The organism is Klebsiella sp. 141198, assembly GCF_050600785.1.
GTDB lineage: Bacteria > Pseudomonadota > Gammaproteobacteria > Enterobacterales > Enterobacteriaceae > Klebsiella > Klebsiella aerogenes.
Genome location: NZ_JAQIRM010000003.1, coordinates 752,058 through 772,976, shown reverse-complemented (window position 1 = coordinate 772,976; position 20,919 = coordinate 752,058). Strand labels below are relative to the sequence as shown.

Annotated in this window: 19 protein-coding genes; 11 read left to right on the top strand and 8 right to left on the bottom strand. The window is 55.4% G+C overall.

The features are described 5' to 3' along the window. Nucleotides 1-24: 24 nt before the first annotated feature. The 3 genes from ccmB to PGR10_RS13630 form a co-directional block, all read right to left on the bottom strand. A complete protein-coding gene (gene ccmB, locus PGR10_RS13640; protein WP_430923630.1) occupies nucleotides 25-684 on the bottom strand; it encodes a heme exporter protein CcmB in 660 nt (219 codons plus the stop codon). Then, nucleotides 681-1,304, bottom strand: a complete 624-nt coding sequence (ccmA, locus tag PGR10_RS13635; RefSeq protein WP_430923629.1) for a cytochrome c biogenesis heme-transporting ATPase CcmA — start codon at nucleotides 1,302-1,304, stop codon at nucleotides 681-683. The genes ccmB and ccmA overlap by 4 nt, the downstream gene beginning before the upstream one ends. A 184-nt stretch (nucleotides 1,305-1,488) precedes the next feature. Continuing rightward, a complete protein-coding gene (locus PGR10_RS13630) occupies nucleotides 1,489-2,871 on the bottom strand; it encodes an MFS transporter (RefSeq protein ID WP_430923628.1) in 1,383 nt (460 codons plus the stop codon). 229 nt (nucleotides 2,872-3,100) lie between these two features. Here PGR10_RS13630 and PGR10_RS13625 point away from each other — a divergent pair, with 229 nt between their 5' ends. Next, entirely contained in the window at nucleotides 3,101-3,988 is an 888-nt protein-coding gene (locus PGR10_RS13625) for a LysR family transcriptional regulator (protein ID WP_045413269.1), read from the top strand. Here PGR10_RS13625 and PGR10_RS13620 read toward each other — a convergent pair. Beyond that, nucleotides 3,936-4,826, bottom strand: a complete 891-nt coding sequence (locus PGR10_RS13620; RefSeq protein ID WP_430923627.1) for an MBL fold metallo-hydrolase — start codon at nucleotides 4,824-4,826, stop codon at nucleotides 3,936-3,938. The genes PGR10_RS13625 and PGR10_RS13620 overlap by 53 nt on opposite strands. Before the next feature lie 629 nt (nucleotides 4,827-5,455). Next, nucleotides 5,456-6,268, bottom strand: a complete 813-nt coding sequence (locus PGR10_RS13615) for a DUF4225 domain-containing protein (RefSeq protein WP_430923626.1) — start codon at nucleotides 6,266-6,268, stop codon at nucleotides 5,456-5,458. A gap of 365 nt (nucleotides 6,269-6,633) precedes the next feature. Here PGR10_RS13615 and PGR10_RS13610 point away from each other — a divergent pair, with 365 nt between their 5' ends. Both PGR10_RS13610 and PGR10_RS13605 read left to right on the top strand, forming a co-directional pair. Next, nucleotides 6,634-7,428 (top strand): SDR family NAD(P)-dependent oxidoreductase, encoded by a 795-nt coding sequence (locus PGR10_RS13610; RefSeq protein WP_045395163.1) that lies wholly within the window; start codon nucleotides 6,634-6,636, stop codon nucleotides 7,426-7,428. 330 nt (nucleotides 7,429-7,758) lie between these two features. Then, nucleotides 7,759-8,367, top strand: coding sequence for a transporter (locus tag PGR10_RS13605; RefSeq protein WP_430923624.1), 609 nt, complete (start codon nucleotides 7,759-7,761; stop codon nucleotides 8,365-8,367). A gap of 50 nt (nucleotides 8,368-8,417) precedes the next feature. Here the strand turns inward: PGR10_RS13605 and PGR10_RS13600 are convergent, their stop codons facing one another. After that, nucleotides 8,418-9,179 carry a transporter substrate-binding domain-containing protein gene (locus PGR10_RS13600; RefSeq protein WP_316424865.1) on the bottom strand — a complete coding sequence of 254 codons (762 nt, stop codon included), beginning with the start codon at nucleotides 9,177-9,179 and terminating at the stop codon, nucleotides 8,418-8,420. A 321-nt stretch (nucleotides 9,180-9,500) separates the two neighbouring features. Between PGR10_RS13600 and PGR10_RS13595 the strand changes: the two genes are divergently transcribed. From PGR10_RS13595 to PGR10_RS13565, 7 genes are read left to right on the top strand one after another with little or no spacing between them, the layout of a single operon-like run. After that, a complete protein-coding gene (locus PGR10_RS13595) occupies nucleotides 9,501-10,367 on the top strand; it encodes a MurR/RpiR family transcriptional regulator (RefSeq protein WP_087858664.1) in 867 nt (288 codons plus the stop codon). A gap of 11 nt (nucleotides 10,368-10,378) precedes the next feature. Beyond that, nucleotides 10,379-10,960: a D-alanyl-D-alanine dipeptidase gene (ddpX, locus tag PGR10_RS13590; protein ID WP_430923623.1), complete on the top strand. Its 582-nt coding sequence runs from the start codon at nucleotides 10,379-10,381 to the stop codon at nucleotides 10,958-10,960. Continuing rightward, nucleotides 10,957-12,519: an ABC transporter substrate-binding protein gene (locus PGR10_RS13585; protein WP_113374610.1), complete on the top strand. Its 1,563-nt coding sequence runs from the start codon at nucleotides 10,957-10,959 to the stop codon at nucleotides 12,517-12,519. The genes ddpX and PGR10_RS13585 overlap by 4 nt, the downstream gene beginning before the upstream one ends. 60 nt (nucleotides 12,520-12,579) lie before the next feature. Beyond that, nucleotides 12,580-13,599, top strand: a complete 1,020-nt coding sequence (locus tag PGR10_RS13580; RefSeq protein ID WP_015370098.1) for an ABC transporter permease — start codon at nucleotides 12,580-12,582, stop codon at nucleotides 13,597-13,599. Continuing rightward, nucleotides 13,600-14,493, top strand: coding sequence for a D,D-dipeptide ABC transporter permease (gene ddpC, locus PGR10_RS13575; RefSeq protein WP_430923622.1), 894 nt, complete (start codon nucleotides 13,600-13,602; stop codon nucleotides 14,491-14,493). Beyond that, entirely contained in the window at nucleotides 14,493-15,482 is a 990-nt protein-coding gene (locus tag PGR10_RS13570) for an ABC transporter ATP-binding protein (protein WP_213317219.1), read from the top strand. The genes ddpC and PGR10_RS13570 overlap by 1 nt, the downstream gene beginning before the upstream one ends. Beyond that, nucleotides 15,475-16,419: an oligopeptide/dipeptide ABC transporter ATP-binding protein gene (locus PGR10_RS13565; RefSeq protein ID WP_015370095.1), complete on the top strand. Its 945-nt coding sequence runs from the start codon at nucleotides 15,475-15,477 to the stop codon at nucleotides 16,417-16,419. The genes PGR10_RS13570 and PGR10_RS13565 overlap by 8 nt, the downstream gene beginning before the upstream one ends. A gap of 323 nt (nucleotides 16,420-16,742) precedes the next feature. Here the strand turns inward: PGR10_RS13565 and exaC are convergent, their stop codons facing one another. After that, complete coding sequence (gene exaC / locus PGR10_RS13560; protein WP_087858669.1) at nucleotides 16,743-18,263, bottom strand: acetaldehyde dehydrogenase ExaC; 1,521 nt, start codon at nucleotides 18,261-18,263, stop codon at nucleotides 16,743-16,745. Between the two features lie 265 nt (nucleotides 18,264-18,528). On the opposite strand from exaC, the gene PGR10_RS13555 reads away from it, so the two are divergent. After that, on the top strand, nucleotides 18,529-20,310 hold the full coding sequence (locus tag PGR10_RS13555) for a sigma-54-dependent Fis family transcriptional regulator (RefSeq protein WP_430923621.1): 1,782 nt from the start codon (nucleotides 18,529-18,531) through the stop codon (nucleotides 20,308-20,310). Here PGR10_RS13555 and PGR10_RS13550 read toward each other — a convergent pair whose 3' ends face one another. Continuing rightward, nucleotides 20,311-20,907, bottom strand: a complete 597-nt coding sequence (locus tag PGR10_RS13550) for an undecaprenyl-diphosphatase (RefSeq protein ID WP_087858671.1) — start codon at nucleotides 20,905-20,907, stop codon at nucleotides 20,311-20,313. Nucleotides 20,908-20,919: the final 12 nt, after the last annotated feature.

The following is a 20,919-nucleotide window of genomic DNA, read 5'->3' as shown; positions in this document are numbered from 1 at the left end:
CTCATTGCCCCGAGGGAACGGGAATTATTGCACGCTAATTCTGAGTGCCGCCGCGGTAGCAAACGGACTTAAGGTGGCGCTTCCCGCCAGAAAGGCGCCAAGAATGGCCATATAGCCGTCAACCGGCAACTGCATCTGCGCCGCGCCCACGGCGGCGGTGGCGAAAATCAGTAACGGAATCATCAGCGGCAGCACCAGCAGGCTCAGCAATACGCCGCCGCGCCGCAGGCCGACGGTCAGCCCCACGCCGATGGCGCCAATAAAGCTCAGCGTTGGCGTGCCCATTAACAGCGTCAAGGCCAGCACCTGCCACTCCGCCGTCGAAAGTCCGAATAACATAGCGATCAGCGGGGAGATTATCAGCAGCGGCATCCCGGAGACTACCCAATGCGCGGCGATTTTTGCCAGCACTACCAGCGACAGCGGCACCGGCATCAGCATCAGTTGCTGCAGCGAGCCATCCAGCCAGTCATCGCGAAACAGCCGGTCCATTGCCAGCAGCGAAGAGAGTAACGCGGCCACCCAGACAATGCCCGGCGCAATCTGCCGGAGCAGCTGCGGTTCGGGGCCGATACTGAGGGGGAACAGGGTGATAATAATCAGGAAAAACCACAGCGGGTTGATAATTTCGGCGTAATTGCGAAAGGCGAGGCGCAGGTCGCGCCAGAATATCTGCTTGATCATGCCGCGACCGCCTCATCGTCGCTCAACATAATCGTGCGTAAGGGAACGCAGAGCGGGCGCAGGGGTTGATGGGTGGTCAGGATGACCGCACCGCCCTGGCCGACGTGCTGCTCCAGCCGGGTGGTCAGCGTTTGCACGCCAGCCGCATCGAGCGCGGTGAAGGGTTCATCTAAAATCCAGAACGTCGCGCGGCTGAGCCATAGTCTCGCGAGCGCGACGCGCCGCTGTTGCCCGGCGGAGAGTTGCGCTACCGGAACATCTTCAAAGCCCACCAGCTCAACCTGCGCCAGCGCCTGCCAGCGCGCCTCAATGGTCGCCTCAGGATGGTAAAAGCGCAGATTTTCGTCCGCCGTTAGCGCCCCTTTAACCCCCACCTGATGACCGAGCCATAAGAGCTGCGCATGCCAGCTATCGCGAGTACGCCGCAGCGGTTTGCCCTGCCAGAGAATTTCCCCTTCTTCTGGCGTCGATAACCCGGTTAAGAGGTGTAATAACGAGGTTTTTCCCGCGCCGTTGGGGCCTGAAATTTGAATAATCTCGCCGGGCTGTACCGCAAACGATAAGTGGGTAAAAAGGATTCGTTCATCCCGCAGGCAGGCGATATTTTTTATTTCCAGCATCAGAAAGCAGGTCCAGTCCGGGCGTCAGCGCATTCAAGTGCCTTATTATAACGAAAGAAAACAATCTGTTTTGCTGAATGTATTAAAATTTTTATACCGGAACTAAGCGGGTAAAAATGCTAAAAACACTTAATCGAACGTGCCAGTAGCGGTTGCATTTTCACCACTACCGGCATTCCCTTCTTTAGCGATGCAAGCGTAAAGTGCTGGCAATAGAGGATATTGCCGCAATAGCGCAGGCGAAGCCAAACACATAAACGGCAAACTGTGCGCCGCCTGGGCCGGTTAAGCCGTTCAACAGCGCAATGACCATCGCCACCAGCGCCGCACCGATGGACTGCCCTGTCGTCCTGGCCGTTGATAGCACGCCGGAGGCCGTTACCGTGCGATTTGCTGAGACATTGGCAAACATCTCCTTATTGTTTGGCGGCAGGAATAAGCCATACCCCACCCCGCAAACGGCAACGCGCCACAAGAAATCATTCACCGTCGCGGCGTGCGGCAATAGCGCCAACGACCCTAAGCCAAGACAAAAGATAACCACCCCGACGGTAGAAATTTGCGTCGGATTAAAACGGTTTGACAGTCTTCCCGCTACCGGGGCGCAGAAGGCGACAGCTACCGGCCACGGCGTAAAGATAAACGCCGATTCAAGTACTGAATAGTGATAGCTATGTTGCAACACAAACGGTAAGCCGACCAGCGCCATTCCCTGAGCCACGAACATAGAGACGGATGAAAGCACCGCAAAGCTATATTGCCGTGAACGAAATATATCAAGCGGCAATAAGGGGTGCTTTGCTCGCGTCTGGACGATAATAAAGAAGGCAATTAACGCCACTGACGCCGCCGCGCAATAGATAAGCGTCAGGCTCTCCCAGCGGCCAATTTGATCGACTGCCACCACCATCAAGCCCAATGCCGCTGCCGAACTCAGAGCCCCTGCCCAATCAAAGCCCTTCTCCTTTTCGTTATCCGCCCCTAATGAAATCAGGGAGAAAATAATCGCAGCGCCGCCAAGCGGGATATTGATATAGAAAAGCCACGGCCAGGAAAGATACGAAATGATAAGTCCGCCCAACGCCGGACCGATTGCCGTGCCAACCGCAAAGGCCAGCGCATTCAGCCCGAATATCGTTCCTAGCGCGCGAGGTGGAAAAATAACCCGATATAATCCCAGCCCCACGCTTATCATGACCGCATAACTTACCCCTTGTAGTATCCGCATGGTAACCAGTACGCCAAAGGTCGGCGCAAGGCTACAGCCCAGCGAAGAGAGCGTAAATAACACCATTCCCGCCGTGTAAAAACGCTTCTCACCGATTCTGCTGCCCAGCGACGCGCAAATCAGCATCGTCGCTGCGCTGGCTACCTGATAGCCGTTGGTGATCCAGATACCGGACGCCGAATCGACCCGTAACGCACTGGCAATCGAAGGCAAGGCGACATTGACAATGGAACTATCCAGCGCCGCCATTAGCACGCCAATTAATATGGCCGCGGCGGCTAAATAGCGCCTCGGCGCCTCAAAACCTTGATCAAGTGAACAACTACTTACCAGCGACATATCCGCAGGTCCTTATCAAAACAGATCAAATGGTTTTATTGTTATGAGCGTCGCCAGAGGGAAAAACCAGAGAATAAAATCGAGATTATTAGCGAAAAAATCGATGGCCGTTCGTCACCGCGATAATCATCGCTAAATTCGTCAATAATTAAAAATCTGATGACAAAGTAGTCACCAAAATTTATAAATATGCTGGCGGTTAGAAAATAACGCTCATATAAGGTTTAAGATGAAGCTTAATGAACTTCTGGCGTTCGTTACTGTTGTGGAAACGGGGAATATCACCCTGGCGGCAGAACGTCTGAATCGAGTGCAATCCAGTATTTCCCATCGGATACGCAGCCTGGAAAGTAGCCTGGATGCCACGCTATTAGACAGGAAGAACGAGGGGTGCATCCCAACCGAGCAGGGAAAGATATTGTATGAATATGCCCTCAAAATGCTTAACCTGGCGGATGATTGCAAACACAACATTACCCTTTCAAAAAGACGCCGATTAACGATTAAAATCGGCATCATTGAATGTTTGCCGCCCTATGTTATCAGCGCATTGATTGATTCAGGCCATGACTTAGGCTGGGATATTGATGTTTCAATCGGCAATACCAGCAGTTTACTTAATGCTTTCGATAGACACGAATATGATGCGGTCATTATTGGCGCGGGCTTCTCCTCCCCACAGCATACGCGCGCTATGTTGCTCACTAGTGAGTTAGTGATTATCACCGCGAAAGATCATCCAGCCATCACCGCGACCTCCGCTCTGGATGACAATGTCTTTTTATTGAGTAGTAAAAAATGCGCAACTTCAATGCGCAATCTGGATATGTTATTCCGTGAAGGCAACATTACTCCCAGGCGCGTCGTGGAGTGCGGCTCTTACCCGGTGCTGTTCTCAAATATCGCCGATGGCAAAGGGGTCTCGCTGGTGCTGCGTTGCTCAATCAGCGATGAGATCCAGCAAAAAATAAAAATCCATCCATTAACAGGTGAGTTTAATGATTTTGGAATTGAGCTGCTATGCCGCCCTGAGGGCGCCCATTTCGATTTGCAGCAGTTGAACCTCATGGTGGCATCCGTATTTCAGGATCCACGGCTGCGTGAGACTGGCTATTAATTCCGTCCGCCGGGATAATTTGATAGCCGGACGAGCATTTTTTAATCCTGGCGAAACCTGCTGTATCAAAATGCATCCCGGCAACCAGTATCTGTTCAGCGCAGACCTTTTCAAGAAGGCGAATGCGCGTCTCCTGCGCCAAAAGCGGGTCGAAGTCGAAGGCTATCGTGACCTCGGGGTCTAATAACTGAATATGGGGAAAATGCACAATATCCCCCCACACTAATACGCGTTCTATGCTTCCAGAGAGGAGATACCCCGTATGACCTGGCGTATGTCCTTTCAATGCCAGGGCACTGATACCAGCAAACACCTCGCCTTCATCAATCAGCCGTAAACGATGCTGATATTGTTTAAACACGCTGCGCGCGAACATAACATTACCTTTAACGCGTTCACTGGCCGTAACCAAATTACGGTCATCTTCGAGATAACTGAATTCATCTTGAGGTATTATCAATTCAGCACGAGGAAATACCGCGTCTTGCTGCGAATTAATTAAGCCACCGATGTGATCGGGATGCGCATGGGTCAACAGTACGGCGTCAATATCCTCTGGTTTGACGCCAAGTGTAGCCAGATTATTGATCAGTTGGCCTCCCCACCCCATAACGCCGCCAGCGCCGCTATCGATCAGGATATTCATCCCAGCTTGTTGTACCAGAAAGGTGTTTATGTTGACCGCATTCGGTTGTGCTATACGGGCGTTTGCCTGAATGTTTCTGCACTCGTCTTCATCAATTTTGGTTAACAGGCCAAAACCTACCTGCAAATAGCCATCGCTTACGGCAGTAACGCGCATATCGCCGAGGACTTTACTGGGAAAAGTCGTATTCATCGTTTACTCATCAGTATCAGTGTAATCGCCAAAAACAGCCTCCATTATTAGAGGCTCTCACCGCTATGCTCTAACGGATAATTTCGATATCGCCATCGATATTGTTGATTGCCGCTGACCGAAGCCCCCTTCCCCTACCTGCTACACTTACTACTCCATTCGATAAAAAAGGCTCAACCATGAATATTGATTTATCGGGGAAAGTCGCGCTGGTGACGGCAACAAAATATGAGTTCAAAACCTGTTCATATAAATGTAGACTATCCCTGCTAATGCTTTCAATGGGTGCCAATTGATGAAAACAAACATTACTGAAAAAGATTTGGTTGATAACGGTTTTAGTGATAAGAACATATCCCGTCTGAAAGAAATTCTATCCCGACAGGAAAACTCTGATGAATCATTAACGTCATTAATTACTGACCTAAGAAAACGTTTTTACGCGGGAGTCCTCTGTTTAGCTTTACTATTTTCGCTAGCTATTTTCGCACTAATCTTCTATCCCATAGCAGTAAGTTTAAGCTATATACCTGCGATGATTATAGGGATAGCTATCATTTATTACGTTATCCCGTTAGACCTCTCATGGAAGGCCTGGAAATTTGTTAAGGGTTCGAAATGAAAATTATTCAATTTCGACCATTTTGTATTTCATAAATGTTATTCCCTATCTGTAGTCCTTTCCAACCAGCACCTGTACCTTTAATTACAAGGGCTGTACGACTCATGGCCGAGACTTTCCGATAGAAATCAGGTGCGGTATATCGATATAACCGCCAGACGTCCGGTTTTAACGTGAGCTTGAAAAGTCCATAGTATGATGTTGCTAGATCAACGAACTGGTATGCTAAAAGACCGAGCTTGCGATCAAACCCTAGAAATTGTGCTGAATTTTCATAAGCATCTCGCATAAGATTCGAAGGATTATCTGAACCGGAGAGCTTCTGGACACCCTCTGCGACAGACGAAACGCCATTGAGAAATAAAGTTGCTCCCGCAAGCATTCCTATAACGTTACCGGTTGGCAACGATGTGGCAAACACGCCAGTTCCAGCAACCATTTGCAGCCCAGCCACCACCACACCTATTCCATCGATGATATAGCCGGCCACCTTTCTATTCTCTTGATATATTTTAACTGAAGCAGCGACTACAGACTCCCCTGTTCTTAACATGCGGTCCTGTATTTTAAGATTATTTCTTTCTTCAATAAGATTACGAATGTAATGTTGACATTCTTCATTACTAGCGCTTCTTTTGATAAAAAGTAATTGTTGGTGCGCAAAGTTTTTTACTTCCTCCTGAAATCTTATACGTGTAAGAGCATCGCTTAAATGAAAAGCAGACACGGCCACAGCTGTATTCATCAAGCTATTAGCTTCCATTGCGGCCAGAGTAGAAAAATAAGTTGAGAAACGATAATTGCCAATATAAATATCCATTACTAACCCTTAATGCATGTGGCTATTTTATTTAACCTAACATGATTCAGCTGTCTTGTAGAACAAAATTGTAAAGCCAGATAGGACTCCCTCACCTATTTAAATCATCAAATGAATGATTAATGGCGCTTGTAATCATCCCGAGCTATATATTAATAGCGTAAAAGCAGCACATTCAGAAAAAAATTAATATAAATTAATACGCGTCACCGCATTAGTAATATTTAAAAACATTTCATTTTTAGAACATAATGTTAATTCTCTATATTACCACACAACAACCCTCAAACTTCCTTCCCCGCCCCCATCAGCGCAATCCCCTACCTGCTACGCTTACTACTCCATTCCATAAAAAAGGCTCAACCATGAATATTGATTTATCGGGGAAAGTCGCGCTGGTGACGGCATCCACGGCCGGCATCGGTTATGCCATTGCCAAAGGGCTGGCGGCCAGCGGCGCTGAAGTGATAATCAACGGCCGCAGCGAACATAGCGTTAATGCGGCGATGGCGCGGCTGCAACAGGAGGTGCCGGGATTCAGGCCCTATCCCGCGGTGGCCGATCTCAGTGACGCCGCCGGGGTTAGTCAACTGCTGCAGGCGGTGAATGAAGTCGATATCCTGGTGAATAACGCCGGTATTTACGGCCCGCAGGATTTTTACGCCACCGATGACGCCACCTGGGAAAACTACTGGCAAACCAACGTGATGTCCGGCGTTCGCCTGTCACGCGCGCTGTTGCCCGCCATGGTGCGTAAAGGCTGGGGACGGGTGGTCTTTATCTCCTCCGAATCGGCACGCAATATTCCCGCCGACATGATCCACTACGGCGTAACCAAAACCGCGCAACTATCGCTGGCGCGCGGGCTGGCGAAATACGTCGCCGGCAGCGGCGTCACCGTAAACAGCGTGCTGCCCGGCCCAACGCTTTCTGACGGTTTTGCCGAAATGATGAAAGAGGAAGTCGCCCGCACCGGTAAGCCGCTGGAACAACTGGCGAAAGAGTTTGTTATGGCGCAGCGCCCCGCTTCCGTTATTCAGCGTGCAGCCTCGGTGGACGAGGTGGCCAATATGGTAGTCTACGTCTGTTCGCCGCAGGCATCCGCCACCTCCGGCGCCGCGCTGCGGGTCGATGGCGGCGTAGTCGATGATATTGTCTGAATTGCCCGCTAAGCAGGGGGAGCAAAGCTCCCCTGAGATTGATGACAAACCTCATGCAACCGTTGGACTTACAGATTGCAAGAGACAAATAACAAGGAAAATCAATTTATTGGTTTTCGGCTGATAACCACAAAGAAGGAAAAACCACGCTTTTTCCTTCTTTGTCAGCAGTCTGGGGGGAGTAAAGCTCCCCTTTCTCACCTGCAGTTGCGCTATTTAGCGCTAAATAGCTCAAAAGGTTTAAAACACGCCGCGATGTCGCACAAAGTGAACAGGAAGTCACATTCACGATATTTATCATTACTGTTTTGAATATAAATAGTGGTGTTAATGTCTGTCATCAGAAGCTTACTTTTCTTTCTCGGCGCGGCGGCGGCTTCCGCCATTGCGGTACTGTGTCTATGGGTGGATATCCGGGTGTTTGGCAACGATATTCCGGAGATTTCGCTTACCGAGGTGGTACAGGAGGTCGTGCTGACGATAATCGTGCTGATTCACTTCCTGCTGGCGAAAAAATATGAGCTCCTGCGCTACTGTAATATCCTCGTTGGCGGCTTCTTCCTGGCGATGCTGATCCGCGAACTGGATGCGCTGTTTGATCTTATTACTCACGGTAGCTGGGTGTGGTTCGCGCTGGCAGCGACGATAGCCGCGCTGATCGCTCCGCTGCGCCACGCTCGTCAAACGCTGTCGCAACTGGCGCAATACACCCGCACGCCCTACTACGGCATGATGATAAGCGGCCTGCTGGCGATTCTGGTCTTCTCACGGCTGTTCGGCATGCATGGCTTATGGTATGCCGTACTCGATGAAAATTACGCGCGGGTGGTGAAAAACACCGTTGAAGAGGGTAGCGAATCGTTCGGCTACATGCTTTGTCTGACCGCCTCGATTGGCTACTACTGCTACTTCCGCTATCAGGCGCGGCAGAAAAGCTAATCCACTGCGCCGCCAGAATGTCGCATTCTGGCGGCTGCGCGAATCATGAATTACCCCTGAATTTTCCACTTCCGCTTGAGCACATTTTTATCCTGGCTATCCAGCCACTGGTTCACTTTCTCAAGCAGCGCCGGATTATCCTTATTCATCATATAGACCTTATAGCTGGCGGTGCCGGGGAACGGCTTCTCATTCGCCACGCAGAACACGCCGGGCTCCTTACTCTGGTAGTAATCCCCTTCTATCAGGTCGGTCACCATCATATCGGCCGTTTTTTGCCGCAGCGCCTGCAGATTATCGACATTGTTCTGCACGCGGATGATCTGCGCATGCTTGATGTGCTCATCAACAAAACTTTGGTTGGTGCCGCCGGGGTTCACAATCACCTTCACATTCGGCTGGTCGATTTTTTCAAGGCTGCCGAGCGCTGGCGCGGCGCTGCAGTTCGCCAGGGCGATTTTACCATTGGCCACAACCGGATGGCTCAGGGAGAAATCTTTCGCCCGTGCCGCCGTCTCCGTTACGCCGCCCATAGCGATATCAAACTTATCGGCTTTTAAATCAGTCGATAGCGTTGGCCAGCTGGTGATAATAAACGTCACCTTCACCCCCAGCGTTTTCCCCAGATCGTGCGCCATATCGACGTCGTAGCCGATAAGTTCGCCGGCGCCGTTATGAAACGCCAACGGCGCATAATCCCCCGGCACGCCAACCTTTAACTCGCCGCTTTGTTGAATCGACTGCATATCACGCGCATGGCCCGCCAGTGCGGCCAGGGATAGCGTCAGGGCAAGCACCGCCTTCACTTTCATTTCATGATCCTTTTTTAATCATCAGGTTTTTGGTTATCACTCTGTCTGTCTCTGACGGCAAGCAAAATTATCTCTCTACCGCTCCGGCTTATAACCGCTTTGTTAACCATATGTTTTATTTTTGTGATGCACAACCAGGATTCATTGCACCTTCTTTGTGCAATGAATCGCCAAAATCTACGCTCAAGATCCGACACTTCCCCATTACATTCGCGATATTGCTGGAAACAGCGCTTTCTGGCACAGCTGGCACGCATCGTGCTTTGTTAATTGAGTATCAGAATTCTGTTAAATGAGAGCGAACTATCATTAAGGGCAGAGATGAACGATAGCAACGGCTTGTTTCACATTATTGAATCCACTTTCAGCCAGCTCACGCCGAGCGAAAAGCGTATTGGCAGTTGGTTGTTAAGCCATCGGGAGCATATCCCGTTTGAGACCGCCGACAGCATTGCGCAGGCCACCGGCACCAGCGGGATAACCGTAGGCCGCTATCTGCGCAAGCTGGGCTATCGCAATCTCGATGACGTGAAGCACAGCCTGAAGGAGCCCGCTTCAACGCCCTACCGCCAATGGGGAGTGATTGACCGGCTTGACTCCTGGTCACAGCAGCAGGCGCAGCCAGATCGCGCCAGCCTGTCGTTGCAGATGGAGCTGGATGCCATTCGCTATGTCTACCAACTGGCGCAGGAACCGATCTTCGCCCGCGTCAGTCAACGCATCGCCGAAGCCGACGCGGTTATCATCATTGGCATTCAGTCGACCCGCGGCATCGCCAACACGTTCTTCAGCCATCTGGAATACCTGCGCCCGCGCGTGACCTACGCCGACGGCAGCTCCGGTAGCTGGCTGGAATCATTGAATTCTGAATACCAGCGCCCCTATGTGGTGCTGACCGATACCCGCGCTTACTCCGTCGCCGCGCGCCAGTTTTGCCGGGTCGCCTGCGAGCGCGGGGTTGCCACCGCGCTGGTCACCGATATCTGGTGCCCATGGGCACGCGACTATCCGGTTGATTTATTACAGGTGAAAACCGATACCGGCCACTTCTGGGATTCACTGGCGCCGATCGGTTGTCTTTTTAATCTGCTGCTCTCCGCGGTGGTGGAACGGCTGGGACCGAGCCTCTCCAGCCGCCTTGCCGCGAACCGCGCGCTGCAGCAGGAATTTGGTCAGTTTGAACGTTAAGGAAATTTTCGATGAGCCATCTTTCCCTGGTGGATATCGCCGCGCGTTTTCCCACGCTGCGTGTCGACCTGAAATACGCCACCGCAGATAATATTACCGGCCAACCGATTTATCGCGAAGCCCGCTGCCTGCTGCACCCCGACGCTGCCGCCGCGCTGGAGAAATCTATCGCCATCGCCGCGCTGGCGGGCTATCGCCTGCTGGTGCTTGACGCCTATCGTCCACAGCGCGCCCAGCAACTGCTGTGGAATGCCTGCCCGAACCAGGATTATGTCGTACCGGCCAATATCGGCTCCAACCACAGCCGCGGCACCGCCATCGACGTAACGCTACTCGATGACCACAACAACCTACTCGACATGGGCACCGCCTTTGACGAAATGGACGATCGCTCGCATCCCTACCACCCGGCGGTAGCGCAGGAGGCCCAGCGCAATCGCCTGTTGCTGAACGCCATTATGTTCGGCGGCGGATTTAAAGGTATTACCACGGAATGGTGGCACTTCGAACTACCGGACGCGGCCGGTTATCCGCTACTCGATGATGTTTTCGCCTGTTTCTCCCCCGCTCAGATTGACGGAGTTTCACCATGAACATGACTCGCCCAGCATCCGTAGGTTTTCGCCCGTTACTGTTAGCCGCCGCGCTCTGCGCCGCTGTCCCCTCCGCCTTTGCCGCGGTGCCGAAAGATATGCTGGTGATAGGCAAAGCCGCCGACCCGCAAACGCTCGACCCGGCCGTCACCATCGATAACAACGACTGGACGGTGACCTACCCGGCCTATCAGCGACTGGTCAAATACAAAACCGATAATGGCAAAGGTTCAACCGATGTCGAAGGCGATCTCGCCGAAAACTGGCAGGCCTCCGACGACGGCAAAACCTGGACCTTCACTCTGCGCAAAGGCGCGCAGTTTGACGACGGCTCGCCGGTGACGGCAGAGGCGGTCAAACTCTCTTTCGAACGGCTAATGCGCATTAAACAGGGGCCATCGGAGGCGTTTCCCAGCGGGCTGAAGGTGGATGCCGTCGATCCGGCCACCGTTCGCTTCACGCTGCCGGAATCTTTCGCGCCGTTCCTGCATACGCTCGCCAATGACGGCGCCTCCATCATTAACCCGGCGGTGCTGAAAGCCAACGCCGCCGATGACGCCCGCGCCTATCTGGCCGAGCACACCGCGGGCTCCGGCGCGTATAGCCTGCAGCGCTGGCAGAAAGGGCAACAGTTGGTGCTGGTGCCCAACCCGCACTTCAGCGGCAACAAGCCGGCCTTTAAGCGCGTCACGGTGAAAATCATCGGCGAAAGCGCCGCCCGTCGTCTGCAGTTGACCAAGGGCGATTTGGATATCGCCGACGCCCTGCCGGTCGATCAGTTTGCGGCGTTGAAGAAAGAGGACAAGGTCGCGGTCTACGACTACCCGGCGCTGCGCGTCACCTACCTGTATCTCAACAACAGCAAAGCGCCGATGAACCAGGCGGATCTGCGCCGCGCGGTGTCGTGGGCAACGGACTATAAAGGCATGGTCGACGGCATTCTTGGCGGTAACGGTAAGCAGATGCGCGGGCCGATCCCCGATGGCATGTGGGGCTACGACGCCAGCGCCATGCAGTATTCATTAGATCCCGACAAAGCCAAAGCGGCGCTGGATAAGGTGGCGGATAAGCCGAAAACGCTGACGTTCCTCTACTCCGATAACGATCCGAACTGGGAGCCGATTGCGCTCTCCACTCAGGCCAACCTGCAGGCGCTGGGTATCCAGGTCAAGCTGGAGAAACTGGCCAACGCCACCATGCGCGAGCGCGTGGGTAAAGGTGATTACGACATCGCTATCGGTAACTGGAGCCCGGACTTCGCCGACCCCTATATGTTTATGAACTACTGGTTCGAGTCGGACAAAAAAGGGCTGCCGGGAAACCGCGCATTCTACGACAACCCGCAGGTTGATGCGTTATTGAAACAGGCGGTCGCCACCACCGATCAGGCGGCGCGAACCAAAGATTATCAGCAGGCGCAAAAGACCGTCATTGATGACGCCGCCTACGTCTACCTGTTCCAGAAAAACTATCAGGTCGCCATGAACAAAGAGGTGAAAGGCTTCGTTTTCAACCCGATGCTTGAGCAGATTTACAATATCGCCGACATGCACAAGTAGCGGGCCGTCTCTCCATCTTGTCTGGTCGGGCCGTCGCAGGCCCGGCCGAGGAGCGCCATCATGAGTTTCTGGGGTTTAATACGACAGCGCTGTTGGGGGCTGATTTTAGTCGTCGCCGGCGTCTGCGTGATTACGTTTATTATTTCGCACCTGATTCCCGGCGACCCGGCGCGGCTGCTGGCGGGCGATCGCGCCAGCGATGAAATCGTCCGCCATATTCGCCAGCAGCTGGGGCTGGATTTACCGCTATGGCAGCAGTTTGCCCGCTACGTTGACGCCCTGCTCCACGGCGATCTCGGCACCTCGATTCGCACCGGCCGCCCGGTACTGGAAGATTTAAAAACCTTCTTCCCGGCGACGCTGGAGCTGGCCTTTTGCGCGCTGCTGATTGCCCTACTGGTCGGCATCCCGCTCGGCGTGCTGTCGGCGGTTTACCGCAATCGCTGGACCGATCACCTGGTGCGCCTGATGGCGCTGACCGGCATCTCGACTCCGGCATTCTGGCTCGGTCTCGGGGTAATCGTCTTGTTTTACGGCAAGCTCGATTGGCTACCCGGCAGCGGCAGGCTCGATGACTGGTTCGATCCGCCCACCCGTGTCAGCGGTTTTTATCTGCTGGATTCACTGCTGGAAGGCAATATCGAGGTCTTCTTCAATGCCCTGCAGCACCTCATTTTGCCGGCGGCCACCCTTGCCTTCGTTCATCTTGGCATCGTCGCCCGGCAGATCCGCTCGGCGATGCTCGAGCAGCTCAATGAGGATTACATTCGGACCGCGTTAGCCAGCGGCCTGCCGAAATTCACCATTGTGGTGCGCTATGCGCTACCCAACGCGCTGATTCCCTCCATCACCGTACTCGGGCTGGCGCTGGGCGATCTGCTGTACGGCGCGGTGCTCACTGAAACGGTTTTCGCCTGGCCTGGAATGGGCGCTTACGTGGTGTCTTCGATTCAGGCGCTCGATTTCCCCGCCGTGATGGGCTTCGCCATCGTGGTCTCCTTTGCTTACGTACTGGTCAATCTGGTAGTCGACCTGCTCTATTTATGGATCGACCCGCGCATGGGTCGGGGAGAAAGCTAAGTGATGATGACTCAGGAACAACCGCTTCCACGGCCAAAGGCTGAAAAAAGCGGCCACTGGAAGCGTCGTTGGTGGTTGATCCGCCAAAGTCCTCTAACGCTAATTGGCGCGGCGATCATGCTGCTCATGCTGTTTTTAATGATCTTCTCGCCGTGGCTGACGCCGCACGATCCTAACGCTATCAACCTTGCCGCGCGTCTGCAGGCGCCGTCGTTCGATCACTGGTTTGGTACCGACGAGGTCGGCCGCGATCTGTTCAGCCGCGTGCTGATCGGCAGCCAGCAGTCGGTAGCCGCCGGGCTGGCGGTGGTATTGATCGCCGGGATCAGCGGCTCGCTGCTGGGCTGTCTCTCCGGGGTGCTTGGCGGGCGCAGCGACGCGCTGATTATGCGTCTGATGGACATTATGCTGTCGATTCCGTCTCTGGTGCTGACCATGGCGCTGGCGGCGGCGTTAGGTCCGAGCCTTTTCAACGCGATGCTGGCGATCGCCATCGTGCGTATTCCATTTTACGTGCGGCTGGCCCGCGGCCAGACGCTGGTCGTGCGTCAGCATACTTTCGTCGAGGCCTCGGTGACGTTTGGCGCCTCGCGCTGGCATCTGATCAGCTGGCATATTCTGCGTAACGCCCTGCCGCCGCTGGTGGTGCAGGCCTCGCTGGATATCGGCAGCGCGATCCTGATGGCCGCCACGCTCGGTTTTATTGGCCTCGGCGCCCAGCAGCCCACTGCGGAGTGGGGCGCGATGGTCGCTAACGGCCGCAACTACGTGCTCGATCAGTGGTGGTACTGCGCCTTCCCCGGCGCGGCGATCCTGATCACCGCCGTCGGCTTTAACCTGTTTGGCGATGGCATTCAGGATCTGCTGGATCCCAAGGCCGGAGGGCGCAACTAATGGAAAATCGGGTCTTAACTATCGATAACGTTCGCCTGAGTTTCCCGGTCTATCAGGGCCAGGTCAACGTGCTGAATAATATCTCGCTGCACATCGATCGCGGTGAAATCGTCGGCGTGGTGGGCGAGTCGGGTTCCGGTAAATCGGTGACCGCGATGCTGGCGATGCGTCTGCTCCCCGCCGGTAGCTATCAGATTCATAGTGGCGCTATCACCCTGATGGGTCACGATATGCTCAACCTGACGGAAAAAACGCTGCGCGATATTCGCGGCAGTAAGGTCGCGATGATTTTTCAGGAGCCGATGACCGCGCTAAACCCTACCCGACGCATCGGTAAGCAGATGGTAGACGTCATTCGCCAGCACCGTCCCATGTCGATGCGTGAGGCGCGCGCACGCGCCGTCGAACTGCTGGCGGATATGCAAATTGCCGATCCGCAAAGCGTGCTCAAGCGCTATCCCTTCGAACTCTCCGGCGGCATGCGCCAGCGGGTGATGATCGCTATCGCCTTTTCTTGCGAGCCCGACCTGCTGATTGCCGACGAACCAACCACCGCGCTGGACGTCACCGTGCAGCGTCAGGTGCTGCGCCTGTTAAAGCAAAAGGCCCAGGCGACCGGTGCCGCCGTGCTGTTTATCAGCCACGATATGGCGGTGGTCTCTCAGGTGTGCGATCGGCTGTACGTCATGTACGCCGGCGCGGTCATTGAAAGCGGCAACACCGGGGAAGTGCTGCAGCAGCCGCAGCATCCCTACTCTATCGGCCTGTTAAACAGCGCCCCCGATAATGGCGAACCGCGCGCGCCGCTACGTTCTATTCCCGGCACCGTGCCCAATCTGGCGCGTCTTCCTGCCGGCTGCGCCTTCCGCGAACGCTGCTTCGCCGCGGGTGAAGCCTGCGGTATCACCCCCACGCTGCAGGCTCATGGTAGCGCCGCCGATAGACAGGCTGCCTGCTGGTACCCGCAACGGGAGAACGCCCATGTCTGAGACGCTATTAACCCTCAATGATGTGCACCTGACCTTTGCCGCGCAGAAAAACTGGCGCGGGAAAGTCATCGAACGCGTCTATGCGCTAAATGGTCTGGATATGACAGCCAGGCGCGGCGAAACCTTAGGGATCGTTGGCGAATCCGGCTGTGGAAAAAGCACCCTGGCGAAGCTACTGATGGGCATGTTAAAGCCCTCTTCCGGCCACTTCACCCGCGCGCCGGCTCGCGGCGAAAACCAGAGCGGACGCATGCAAATGGTGTTTCAGGATCCGCTCTCATCGCTGGATCCGCGGCTACCGGTCTGGCGCACCATCACCGAACCGGTGTGGATCCAATCGCGCATGCCTGAAAAGGCGCGTCGCGATCTCGCCGAGCAGCTGGCGCTACAGGTGGGGATCCGTAGCGAATATCTCGATCGGCTGCCGCACGCTTTTTCCGGCGGCCAGCGCCAGCGTATCGCCATCGCCCGCGCGCTCTCGTCACAGCCGGAGATAATCGTGCTCGATGAGCCGACTTCGGCGCTGGATATCTCGGTGCAGGCGCAGATCCTTAATCTGCTGGTCGAACTGCAGCAGCGGCAGAATCTCACCTACGTGCTGATTTCGCATAACGTCTCGGTGATACGCCATATGAGCGATCGGGTGGCGGTGATGTATCTCGGGCAAATCGTTGAGATGGGGGAGGCCCGGCAGGTACTGGATAATCCCGCGCATCCTTATACCCGGCTATTGATGGAGTCGGTACCACGCATCGGTTCGCCATTAGGCGAAGGTGTGCGCAATACCGAACTACCGGGTAACCGCCGGCTGCCGACGGGCTGCTACTTTCGGGAACGCTGTCCTTACGCCAGCCAGGGCTGCGAACGGCCGCAGCCGCTGGAGGCACAAGCGAATGGCGCGCAGGTCCGCTGCTGGAAAGCGCAAACAATAAGATGAGACCGGTCGCCGCCCGGTGCTACTGTTATCGGTTTGCAACGGTTTTGTGTACGGAAAACATGTGCTTTGTGTTAATTCAGAGCACATTGCGCTCCCGATATTTCTTCTGCGTTATGGCTCTCATGGCGCAGGGAGCGCACAGACCGTAGGCCGGATAAGGCGAAGCCGCCATCCGGCGCAAAAGCGGCGCCTTATCCGCGGATATTGCCCGGCGGCGCTGCGCTTGCGCGGGCCTACAGATCCAGTGCAATGAGTGGCCCAGTGCCATAGGTAGCCCGGGGAAGGCGGTTACGCCGCCCCCCGGGTCAGCCGTTATAAATGAATCAGAACAGCCCCAACGGCGCGGTGCCGTAGCTCACCAGCAGGTTTTTGGTCTGTTGATAGGCTTCCAGCGCCATTTTGTGGGTTTCTCGCCCGACGCCGGACTGCTTATAGCCGCCAAACGCGGCATGCGCCGGATAAACGTGATAGCAGTTGGTCCACACTCGACCGGCCTTGATGCCACGCCCCATGCGGTACGCCAGGTTGGTATCCCGCGTCCATACCCCAGCCCCTAAACCAAACTGCGTCTGGTTCGCGATAGCCAGCGCCTCCGCCTCGTCCTTAAAGGTAGTCACGCCGATGACCGGGCCAAAGATCTCCTCCTGGAAGCTGCGCATCTCGTTGTGCCCTTTAATCAGCGTCGGCTGAATATAGAAGCCGCTATCCAGCTCGGCGGTAATGCTCGCCCGATCGCCGCCGGTGAGGATCTGCCCGCCTTCATCACGAGCGATCTTGATATACGACAGGATCTTATCGAACTGCTGACGTGACGCCTGAGCGCCGATCATCGTTTCGGTATCAAACGGATCGCCGCGACGGATCTGCATCACTTTCGCCATAACCCGCTCCATAAACGGCTCATAGATCGATTCGTGGATCAACGCGCGCGATGGACAAGTACAAACTTCCCCCTGATTGAAGAAGCCCAGTACCAGCCCTTCCACCGCCTTCTCAATAAACTCCTCCTCGCCATCCATCACGTCGGCGAAATAGATATTCGGTGATTTGCCGCCCAGCTCAACGGTGCAGGGAATAATATTCTCTGCCGCGCAGGCCATAATGTGACGGCCTACTGGCGTCGAACCGGTAAAAGCGATTTTAGCGATCCGCTTGCTCGTCGCCAGCGCTTCGCCGGCCTCTTTGCCAAAGCCCTGCACCACGTTCAACACCCCTGCTGGGAAGAGATCGCCGATGATTTCCATCAGCAAAGTAATACTCAGCGGCGTCTGCTCCGCCGGTTTTAAGACCACGCAGTTGCCTGCCGCCAGCGCGGGCGCCAGTTTCCATGCCGCCATCAGCAGCGGGAAGTTCCACGGAATAATTTGTCCGACCACGCCCAACGGTTCGTGGAAATGATAAGCCACGGTGGTGTCGTCAATTTCGGCGGTACTGCCTTCCTGCGCGCGCAGACAGCCGGCGAAATAGCGGAAATGATCGACCGCCAGCGGCAGGTCGGCGTTCAGGGTTTCGCGGATCGGTTTGCCGTTATCCCAGCTCTCCGCTACCGCCAGATACTCCAGATTCTCCTGAATGCGGTCGGCGACCTGCAGCAGAAGATGAGAACGCTGCTGTACCGAGGTTCGCCCCCAGGCGTCCGCCGCCCGGTGTGCCGCATCAAGGGCCAAATCGATATCTTTGGCGTCGGAACGGGGAAACTGCGCAATGTTGCTCCCATCGACGGGAGAAATATTCATGAAATATTCGCCGCTTAACGGCTCGACGAATTTACCGTCTATGAAGTTGCCGTAGGCCGATTTGAATGAAACCAAAGCGCCCGGTTTGCCAGGATGAACATAACGCATAGCAATCTCCTTCTGTAGGGTTAAGGCGCAGCGGCGTGGTGGTTTTTGCTATTGTCCGCTGCACGCTTTCTCCTGTAGCAGGGGTTATGCCAATTTTGCGTACTTCACATAAAATTCATAACTTCCAAATAATTACATATATCCCTCTGCCGATTCGCGTCCTCTTTGTCGCACAAGATCCCGCTTCTGTGTTGCGAATCGCAACACCAAGAAAACCAAATAGCTACAATATTGCAACACAACCCAGCCGACCACGAGGTGCGCCGTGCAAGGAAATCCGTTCACTATCACCGCCGAGACGCAGTCAAGCGCCCTGCTGAGCGACTCCTGGCAACGCAGCCAGCGCTACGGCCTGCAGCCAACGAGCGACGAGTTTCCGCGCCTGCGCGGCGGCGAACTGGCCGACGTGCTGGAAAGCAACCGCAGCCTGCAACGGCTGGCGCAACCGGTGGCGACGCCGCTGGCGCAACGTGCTGCCGGGCTGCAATCGGTAGTGATTCTTTCCGATGCCAGCGGGCTGGTGCTCCAAACCTTCGGCAATAGCGCGGCAATGAAAAAAGCGCAGAGCTTCGCGCTGGAGCCTGGCAATATCTGGAGCGAAAGCGGTCGCGGCACCAACGCTATCGGTACCGCGCTGGCGATTGATGACAGCTGCGAAGTCGAAGGCCGCCAACACTATTTAACCCGTAATCAGGATTTGTACTGCGCGGCGGTCCCCCTACAGAGCCCCGATGGCCAGATTGCCGGGGCGCTGGATATTTCCGGCCCGGCGCATATCCCGCATCCCCACTCTCTGGCGTGGATTAAAGAGGCGGCCAAACAGATTGAATATCTGTGGGTGAAACAGAGCCTGCATCCGCAGCAGTGGTTAATGAGCCTGCACTCGCGGGTGCAGAAGCTCGATAGCGCCGAAGAACTGCTGCTGGTCTTCTCCGATAACCTGCTGACCGCGGCCAATCGGCTGGCCATTCGCGAACTGGGCCTGCAGTCCGGTCAGATAGGGCAAATGACCTTCCAGCAGTTGTTCCCCCGCCTGACGCAAACGGCGGTTAGCGTGCCGCTGCCGATGACCTTCCAGCAACGTGGCTACTACTACCGCCTGCGTGCGCCAACCTGCACCAGCGTCGCTGTCCCCGCGCAACCAGCGCTTAACCTGCCGTTTTGCCCGTCCGGCGAAGGCGAGAAAATGGTCCGCCTGCTCAATGCCGGTATCGCGCTGTGTATCGAAGGAGAAACCGGCTGCGGTAAAGAGTTCCTCAGCCGCGAACTACATGCACATAGCCGCTGGCGCAGCGGTAAATTCGTCGCCATCAACTGCGCGGCCATCCCCGAATCGCTGATTGAATCGGAGCTTTTCGGTTATCAGGCGGGCGCTTTTACCGGCGCGAATAAAAACGGCTATATCGGCAAAATTCGCGAAGCCGATGGCGGGGTGCTGTTTCTCGATGAAATCGGCGATATGCCGCTGGCTCTGCAAACCCGTCTGCTGCGGGTGCTGCAGGAAAAAGAGGTCATGCCGCTGGGCGGGAATCGCAGCGCGCCGGTGAACTTCGCCTTGATTTGCGCCACCCACCGTCATCTCGCGCAGCGCGTCGCCGAAGGCGCATTTCGCGAAGACCTGCTCTATCGCCTGCGCGAGTATGCTTTTACCATCCCGCCGCTACGCCAATGGCCTGAACTCAAGCAGTTTATTCCAGCGCTGTGGCGCTCGCTTGGCGCGGCAGAACGCCATATTACTCTCTCCGATGCCCTGATTCATCAACTGACATTATGCCGTTGGCCGGGTAACGTGCGTCAGTTGCAAAGCCTGCTCAAAGTTCTGTTGGCGCTGGCGGACGATGGCGAATGCCTGGGCGTCGCGGCGCTGCCGGAGGAGTATCAAAGCGCGCCGCAAACCAGCGTTCCAGGCGGGCTTCAACAACATGATGCAAAGCTGATTGCCGATACGCTGGCCAGCTTTAACGGCAACGTGAGTAAAGCGGCGCAGGCGTTAGGCGTCGCGCGCAGCACGCTGTATCGGCGGGCCGCGCGCGTACAAAGGAAGTGACTACGGCGTAAAGCGCGCCGGCAGCCAGGAGAAGAGACGGCGACTCAGCGCTTCGCACAGGGCCACCAGCGTCTGCCCCAGCCGTTGCCAGACCACTTTCGCCACGCAGACGCCCAGTGCTGAAATCAACGCCGCGCCCAGCATATCCAGCGGGAAATGGACGCCGAGAAAAATACGCGCCCACGCCACCGGCAGCGCCGCCGCCAGCACCAGCAGCCCCATGCCGCGCAGGCGTAATGATAGCAGCGCGAAAGCGGCGCTGAACATCACGGTGCCGTGATCGCTTGGGAAAGAGTTATCCGCCGGGTGGCTTATCCAGGTATGGCCCAGCGGGATCATAAACGGCCGCGGATGGAACCACAGCGTTCCGCAGGCAAACCCAAGCCCCAACGCTATCAAAATCGTCATGGCGCAAAACAGCGCCTGTCGATGTCCCTGACGACCGCCGAGGAACCATAATCCGAGCAATATCGCCGGGACTAAAAGGATAATCCAGCTGGCGGAGAATCGCGCCAGCAGCAATAGGCTGTCCGGCGTACCAGGCCCGGCATTCAGCGCGAGGAAGGCGCTCTGGTTAAACGTTTCTAACAGGTTCATGGCGAGTTCTCG

Excerpts from the sequence above, each read along its gene's own strand:
- ccmB (WP_430923630.1), bottom strand. The coding sequence starts at position 684 with ATGATCAAGCAGATATTCTGGCGCGACCTGCGCCTCGCCTTTCGCAAT.
- ccmA (WP_430923629.1), bottom strand. The coding sequence starts at position 1,304 with ATGCTGGAAATAAAAAATATCGCCTGCCTGCGGGATGAACGAATCCTT.
- PGR10_RS13630 (WP_430923628.1), bottom strand. The coding sequence starts at position 2,871 with ATGTCGCTGGTAAGTAGTTGTTCACTTGATCAAGGTTTTGAGGCGCCG.
- PGR10_RS13625 (WP_045413269.1), top strand. The coding sequence starts at position 3,101 with ATGAAGCTTAATGAACTTCTGGCGTTCGTTACTGTTGTGGAAACGGGG.
- PGR10_RS13620 (WP_430923627.1), bottom strand. The coding sequence starts at position 4,826 with ATGAATACGACTTTTCCCAGTAAAGTCCTCGGCGATATGCGCGTTACT.
- PGR10_RS13615 (WP_430923626.1), bottom strand. The coding sequence starts at position 6,268 with ATGGATATTTATATTGGCAATTATCGTTTCTCAACTTATTTTTCTACT.
- PGR10_RS13610 (WP_045395163.1), top strand. The coding sequence starts at position 6,634 with ATGAATATTGATTTATCGGGGAAAGTCGCGCTGGTGACGGCATCCACG.
- PGR10_RS13605 (WP_430923624.1), top strand. The coding sequence starts at position 7,759 with ATGTCTGTCATCAGAAGCTTACTTTTCTTTCTCGGCGCGGCGGCGGCT.
- PGR10_RS13600 (WP_316424865.1), bottom strand. The coding sequence starts at position 9,179 with ATGAAAGTGAAGGCGGTGCTTGCCCTGACGCTATCCCTGGCCGCACTG.
- PGR10_RS13595 (WP_087858664.1), top strand. The coding sequence starts at position 9,501 with ATGAACGATAGCAACGGCTTGTTTCACATTATTGAATCCACTTTCAGC.
- ddpX (WP_430923623.1), top strand. The coding sequence starts at position 10,379 with ATGAGCCATCTTTCCCTGGTGGATATCGCCGCGCGTTTTCCCACGCTG.
- PGR10_RS13585 (WP_113374610.1), top strand. The coding sequence starts at position 10,957 with ATGAACATGACTCGCCCAGCATCCGTAGGTTTTCGCCCGTTACTGTTA.
- PGR10_RS13580 (WP_015370098.1), top strand. The coding sequence starts at position 12,580 with ATGAGTTTCTGGGGTTTAATACGACAGCGCTGTTGGGGGCTGATTTTA.
- PGR10_RS13570 (WP_213317219.1), top strand. The coding sequence starts at position 14,493 with ATGGAAAATCGGGTCTTAACTATCGATAACGTTCGCCTGAGTTTCCCG.
- PGR10_RS13565 (WP_015370095.1), top strand. The coding sequence starts at position 15,475 with ATGTCTGAGACGCTATTAACCCTCAATGATGTGCACCTGACCTTTGCC.
- exaC (WP_087858669.1), bottom strand. The coding sequence starts at position 18,263 with ATGCGTTATGTTCATCCTGGCAAACCGGGCGCTTTGGTTTCATTCAAA.
- PGR10_RS13550 (WP_087858671.1), bottom strand. The coding sequence starts at position 20,907 with ATGAACCTGTTAGAAACGTTTAACCAGAGCGCCTTCCTCGCGCTGAAT.